The following is a 6,274-nucleotide window of genomic DNA, read 5'->3' on the forward strand; positions in this document are numbered from 1 at the left end:
ATGAGTTTCCTATGACTCTCTATGCATTGAAGCCGCGGTTTCAGGCTTTGCTGAGGCCCGCGGTCGCGCGGGCCGTCGCGAACGGCGTCACCGCCAATCGGGTCACTGTCGCGACCGCCGCGATTTCTTGCCTTCTCGGACTGGCGCTCGTGTGGAGCGATCGGCCGGGGCTTTTTCTCGTGCTGCCGCCGTGGCTGTTCCTGCGCATGGCGCTCAACGCCGTCGATGGGATGATGGCGCGGGAATTTCGGCAGCAGTCGCTGCTCGGGATCTATCTCAACGAGATCTGCGACGTCGTCTCCGACGCAGCGCTCGTCATTCCCTTCGCCTCTGTGGCGCCCTTCGACCCCTCATGGGTTTTCGCTGTCATATTTCTCGCCGCCATCTCGGAATATGCCGGCGTGATGGGGCCGCTCGCCGGGGCCGGCCGCCGCTATGACGGTCCCTTCGGCAAGAGCGATCGGGCATTCGCCTTCGGCGCGCTCGGCCTCGCCGTCGGCCTGCTCGGCGCGCTGCCGCAATGGGCCGGCTGGATCATGCCGTTCTTCTCGCTTCTTCTCGTCGTCACCACGATCAATCGAGTCCGTCGCGGGGTGGCGGAGGCCGGGCTCCGAAAGGATGTCGCATGACACGCATCGCCGAAGACGGTCGTTTCACGACGCATGACGGGGTCGAGCTCTTCTATCGCCGCTGGCCGGCGACGGCGGAACGCCGGGGCGCGGTGGCGCTCTTCCATCGCGGTCACGAGCATGGCGGCCGGATGGCGCATCTCGTCGACGAGCTCGATCTGCCCGAATTCGACGTCTACGCCTGGGACGCCCGCGGCCATGGCCGCTCGCCGGGCGCGCGCGGTCATTCGCCGTCCTTCTCTCATAGCGTGCGCGACGTCGAGAGCTTCGTCTCCCATATAGAGCGCGCCCATGGCGTGGCGCGCGCCGATATCGCCGTGGTGGCGCAATCGGTCGGCGCGGTTCTCGCCGCGACTTGGGCGCATGACTATGCGCCGCGAATTCGCGCGCTGACGCTCGCCGCGCCGGCCTTTTCGGCGAAGCTCTATGTTCCTTTCGCGCGGCCGGGACTGGCGCTGCTGCGCCGTCTGCGCGGCGATTTCGACGTCAATTCCTATGTGAAGTCGCGCTTCCTCACTCATGATCCGGCGCGGCGCGCGAGCTTCGACGCCGATCCTCTGATCTCTCGCGCCATTTCGGTCGATAGTCTGCTCGGGCTCTATGAGGCGGCCGAACGTGTGACGGCGGATGCGCGGGCGATCGCCATTCCGACTCAAGTGCTGATCGCCGGCGCCGATTTCGTCGTTCGTTCCGGCCCGCAGCATGAATTTTTCGTGCGCCTCGGCAGCCGTTCGAAGGAGCGGCGGACATATCCCGGCCTCTATCACGATCTGCTCGGGGAGGCCGATCGCGGTCCCGTCGTGGCCGATATTCGCCGCTTTCTGCTCGCCCGCTTCGCCGAACCGCTGGAGACGATCGATCTTCGCGACGCCGATCGCATCGGCTACACGCGCGACGAGGCCGATCGGCTCGCGACACCCTTGCCCGCTTTGTCGCCGCGTAGCCTCTGGTGGTCGACCTATCGCGCCAATCTGAAATTGGGTGGCCTCCTCTCCGAGGGGATAAAATTGGGCCACGCCACCGGATTCGATTCCGGCTCGACGCTGGACTACGTCTATCGCGACGCCGCCAATGGCGTCGGCGCGATCGGACGGGCGATCGATCGCGCCTATCTGGACGCGATCGGCTGGCGCGGCATAAGGCGGCGAAAACTGAATGTCGAAGAGCTGATCCGCCTCGCGCTCGCTCGTCTGCGGGCGAACAGCGCGCCGGCCAGAGTGGTCGACATCGCCGCCGGCCATGGGCGCTATGTGCTCGAGGCGCTGACCGCCGGCGTCGAGCGGCCTGAGTCGATCCTGCTGCGCGATTATTCCGAGCTCAATGTCGCCGCGGGCGCGAAGCTGGTCGCTGAAAAAGGCCTCGCCGACATCGCCCGTTTCGAGCGCGGGAACGCTTTCGACGGCGATGATCTCGCGGCCCTCTCGCCGCGCCCCACATTGGCGATCGTCTCCGGTCTGTATGAGCTTTTTCCCGACAATGCGCTCGTCGCCGGCTCGCTGGGCGGCCTCGGCCGCGCCATCCCCGCCGGCGGATATCTCGTCTACACCGGCCAGCCCTGGCATCCGCAGCTCGAGATGATCGCCCGCGCGCTCACCTCGCATCGCGAGGGGCAGGCCTGGGTGATGCGGCGGCGCACGCAGGCGGAGATGGATCAGCTGGTCGCCGCCGCCGGCTTCCGCAAGATCGAGCAGCGCATCGATCCTTGGGGCATATTCACCGTATCGCTGGCGGTGCGCGAAGCGGAGGCCGCGTGACAGCCCTCGACTCGAAAAAGGATGCGCGTCGCTCGGCCGCGCCGCCATGGCGCTCGCTCCTCGCGCAGGACGGATTGCGATGAGACCTCTCGCCGCCGCCGCCACGCGGCGCCTCATCGCCGGCTTCGCGCGCGCTGTCACCGGCGTTTCGGCCGATTGGCGCGGCTGCCGGCCGGAGCCGCGGCAGCGGGTCTATTTCGCCAATCACGCGAGCCATGGCGATTTCGTGCTGATCTGGACGGTGCTGCCGCCGGAGCTGCGCCGGGTCACGCGGCCGGTCGCTGCGGCCGAAATTTGGGACGGCCGGGGGATCGGCGGCTTCATCGGACGCGAAGTGTTCCGCGCCGTGCCCATCGACCGCAAAGGGGTGGATCGTCTCAACGCCGCGATGGCGGCCATGTCGGCGGCGCTCGACGAGGGCGCCTCGCTGATTCTCTTTCCCGAGGGCACGCGCAATACCGGAGAGGAGCCTCTCCTGCCGCTGCGATCGGGCCTGTTTCACCTCGCCATGGCGTTTCCGCAGATCGACTTCGTGCCGGTGTGGATCGACAATATCTCGCGGGTCATGCCCAAGGGCGAATTCCTGCCCATTCCGCTCCTGTGCAGCGTCACATTCGGCGAGCCGCTCGCCGTCGATCGGACCGAGGAGCGCGCCGCTTTTCTCGATCGCGCGCGCGGCGCTCTGCTCGCTCTGAAGCCCAAGGACCTCGTCGCGTGACCCGTATCGTCGATTTCCTCGCCGCGCAGCATCCGGCCGTCTGGCTCTTTCTCGGCGTCGGCGTCATTCTGGTCGTGGCGACCGCCATTGGTCGGGAGCTCGCCCGCCGCGCCGAGGGCGAGCCGTCGCCGACCATCGACAATCTCAACCAGCGCATCGCCGCTTGGTGGGTGATGGTGGCGGCGATCGGGCTCTCCTTCCTCTTCGGCCTCGGCGGCGTGATCCTGCTCTTCGCCTTCGCCTCCTTCGGCGCGTTGCGCGAATTCGTCACGCTCACCCCGACGCGCCGAGGCGATCACTGGGCGCTCGCCTCGGTCTTCTTTCTCGGCATTCCGGTCCAATATTGGCTCGTCTGGGACCAATGGTACGGGCTCTATTCGATCTTCCTGCCGGTCTATGGCTTCCTGTTCCTGTCCATGGCGGCGGCGCTGCGCGGCGACACCACGCATTTCCTGCGACGCGTCGCCTTTCTGCAATGGGGAATGATGATCTGCATATTTTTCCCTTCGCATGTGCCCGCGCTGCTGACCCTCGACATCCCCGGCTATGAAGGAAAGGGGCTGCTGCTCATCGCTTTTCTGGTGATCGTCGTGCAGGGCTCCGACGTGCTGCAATATGTGTTCGGCAAATTGTTCGGACGTCACAAAGTGGCGCCCAATCTGTCGCCGTCCAAGACTTGGGAGGGGCTCGTCGGCGGCGTCGCGACGGCCACGCTCCTCGGCGCGGCCCTTTGGTGGATCACGCCCTTCTCGCCGCTCGCCGCCGCCGGCATGGCGCTGGCGATCTGCGCGCTCGGATTCTTCGGCGGGCTGGTGATGTCGGCGATCAAGCGTGATCGCGGAGTCAAGGACTGGGGGCATATGATCCGCGGCCATGGCGGCATGATCGATCGCCTCGACAGCGTGATATTCGCGGCGCCCGTCTATTTTCATCTGATACGCTATTGGTACACTCTTTAGACGCGGCGCCGATCGTCCGCGCGAGACGAAAGGGAGTTTCCAAAGGGGAGAGTGACAGCGACCGCCGAGGCGAGCATAGTAGCGCTCTTGCCGGGATGACGGCGCCGGGGAATTCGCGAGCGACAGCGAGCAGCCGATGATGATGACATTCCTCAGCCGGTTCAGCATCCCGACGAAGATCGCCGGCGGCTTCGGCGCGCTCATCTGCCTTTTGATCGCCGTCGCCGCCATCTCCTATCAGGGGCTCACCGCCGCCAGGAGCGATTTCGGCGAGTATCGACGCTTGGCGCGGCAAAACAACGCGCTCGCTCGCATCCAGACCAATCTGGACGAAATCCGGCTGCACGCCGACGAATGGCTCCTCGGGGGGCGCGAGGAATCGATCCGGCGATTGCGCGACGAGGCGGCGCGGTCCGTTTCCGGGATCACCGAGGCGACGCGGCTGTTCGAGGACGATCGCCGGGCGCTGGACGTCTTGAGGCGCATAGAGGCCGACGGGCGAGATTATGTCGCGACCTTTTTCGAGCTCGTGAAGCTCGGCCGGCCGCTCGCGAATGGCGACGACAAGAGCCGCAGCGCCGACGCCGAGACCAATGAGAGAGATCGCCTGCTTCAGGATCTGCTGAACCGGCTGGGCCCGGCTATGGACTCCGCGATCGAGACGATGCGATCCGCCAATTTCGCTGCGCAGGACGCTCTCGGACCGCGAGCCGCGACGGAAATAGATCAGACGGCGACGGCCGCGGTCGCGGCTTCGGCGGTCGCTCTGGTGATCGGCCTCGTCGCCGCCGCCCTCACCAGCGCGGCGATCATCCGGCCCATCACGACGATGACCAGCGCCATGCGGCAATTGGCGGAGGGCGATCTTTCCGTCGCCATTCCGGCGCAGGACTCGCGCGACGAGATCGGCGTCATGGCCTCGGCGCTGCAATTCTTCAAAGAGGCGCTGATCCGCCGCGAGAGACGCCGTGCGCTGAACGCCGAATTGGCGGAATTGTCGATCGCGCTGCAGCTCGCGACCACGCCATCGGCCTTCGCCGAGCAGCTGCTCGCTTTTCTCGCGCCGCGGCTTTCGGCGGGACTGGCGCTTTTCTTCGTCCGCGACGCCGACAAGGAGAGATTCCACGCCGTCGGCGGCTATGCCTGCGACGCGAGCGCGGCGTTGAGCAGATCGTTCGAGATCGGCGAAGGCTTGCCTGGGCAATGCGTCGCCAGCCGGCGCATGATCGTCGTCACCGATGTGCCGCGCGGCAGCCATTTCATCGGCTCGGGATTGTCCGCAGGAACGCCGGATGTCGTCGTCTGCGTTCCGGTCGGCGCGGCGGAAGGGATATCTGGCGTGATCGAATTCGCCCGCTATGGCGAATTCCCCGACATTCATCGCGAGCTGCTGGACCTCGTCGTTCCCATTGTCGCGCTCAATCTCGGTCTGCTCGAGCGCAATCTCGAGACCAGCGCGCTGCTGACGCGAACCAGCGCGCAGGCCGAAGAATTGCGCGCGCAGACGGATGAATTGCAGACATCCGAGGAAGAGCTTCGCCTTCAACGAGAAGAGCTGCAGATCGCCAATGATCGGCTGGCGGAAAAGAGTCGCAAGCTCGAGGAGCAGGCCGGAGCGCTCGAGGCCGCCAAGCTCGAAGCCGAAATGCGCGCCGACGAGCTGGCCGAGACGAACCGCTACAAATCGCAGTTCCTGGCCAATATGTCTCACGAATTGCGCACGCCGCTCAACAGCATATTGATCCTCGCCAATACGCTCGCCGAGGACGAGAAGCTCGACGCCGACGAGATCGAATCGGCGAAAGTCATCGGCGAGAGCGGCAATCATCTGCTCGCCTTGATCAACGATATTCTCGATCTCGCCAAGATCGAGGCCGGAAAGCTCGAGCTCGTCGACGAGAGCATCCGCCTCGACGAGATGTTGAATTCGGTGGCGCGGACATTCGCCGCGCAGGCCGAGCGCAAAGCCGTCGCTCTCGTCGTCGAAGCCGATCCCGCGACGCCGCCCGTCATCCGCGCCGATCGTCGACGTCTGGTTCAAGTGCTGTTCAATCTCGTTGGAAACGCGGTGAAATTCACCGATCGCGGCGAGGTGCGCGTCGTCGCTTCGCCGGCGGAGGGCGGCGTGCGGATCGCCGTTTCGGACACTGGCGTCGGTATAGCGCCGGACCAGATCGAAACCGTCTTCAGCGCCTTCCACCAGGCCGATGGCGC

The 6,274-nt window shown here is 65.7% G+C and carries 5 protein-coding genes; all 5 read left to right on the forward strand.

What is annotated here, in order from left to right:
• Positions 1 to 11: 11 nt before the first annotated feature.
• Positions 12 to 629: a CDP-alcohol phosphatidyltransferase family protein gene (locus C5689_RS17160; RefSeq protein ID WP_108918461.1), complete on the forward strand. Its 618-nt coding sequence runs from the start codon at positions 12 to 14 to the stop codon at positions 627 to 629.
• Entirely contained in the window at positions 626 to 2,383 is a 1,758-nt protein-coding gene (locus C5689_RS17165; RefSeq protein ID WP_108918462.1) for a bifunctional alpha/beta hydrolase/class I SAM-dependent methyltransferase, read from the forward strand. The genes C5689_RS17160 and C5689_RS17165 overlap by 4 nt, the downstream gene beginning before the upstream one ends.
• A 79-nt stretch (positions 2,384 to 2,462) precedes the next feature.
• Positions 2,463 to 3,101 (forward strand): lysophospholipid acyltransferase family protein, encoded by a 639-nt coding sequence (locus C5689_RS17170; protein ID WP_108918463.1) that lies wholly within the window; start codon positions 2,463 to 2,465, stop codon positions 3,099 to 3,101.
• Positions 3,098 to 4,060 carry a phosphatidate cytidylyltransferase gene (locus C5689_RS17175; RefSeq protein WP_244594773.1) on the forward strand — a complete coding sequence of 321 codons (963 nt, stop codon included), beginning with the start codon at positions 3,098 to 3,100 and terminating at the stop codon, positions 4,058 to 4,060. The genes C5689_RS17170 and C5689_RS17175 overlap by 4 nt, the downstream gene beginning before the upstream one ends.
• A gap of 136 nt (positions 4,061 to 4,196) precedes the next feature.
• The coding region (locus C5689_RS17180; RefSeq protein WP_146188414.1) for a histidine kinase dimerization/phospho-acceptor domain-containing protein at positions 4,197 to 6,274 on the forward strand (2,078 nt) is incomplete at its 3' end.

It is taken from the genome of Methylosinus sporium, from assembly GCF_003113265.1.
In the GTDB taxonomy this organism is placed as follows: domain Bacteria; phylum Pseudomonadota; class Alphaproteobacteria; order Rhizobiales; family Beijerinckiaceae; genus Methylosinus; species Methylosinus sporium.

Excerpts from the sequence above, each read along its gene's own strand:
- C5689_RS17160 (WP_108918461.1), top strand. The coding sequence starts at position 12 with ATGACTCTCTATGCATTGAAGCCGCGGTTTCAGGCTTTGCTGAGGCCC.
- C5689_RS17165 (WP_108918462.1), top strand. The coding sequence starts at position 626 with ATGACACGCATCGCCGAAGACGGTCGTTTCACGACGCATGACGGGGTC.
- C5689_RS17170 (WP_108918463.1), top strand. The coding sequence starts at position 2,463 with ATGAGACCTCTCGCCGCCGCCGCCACGCGGCGCCTCATCGCCGGCTTC.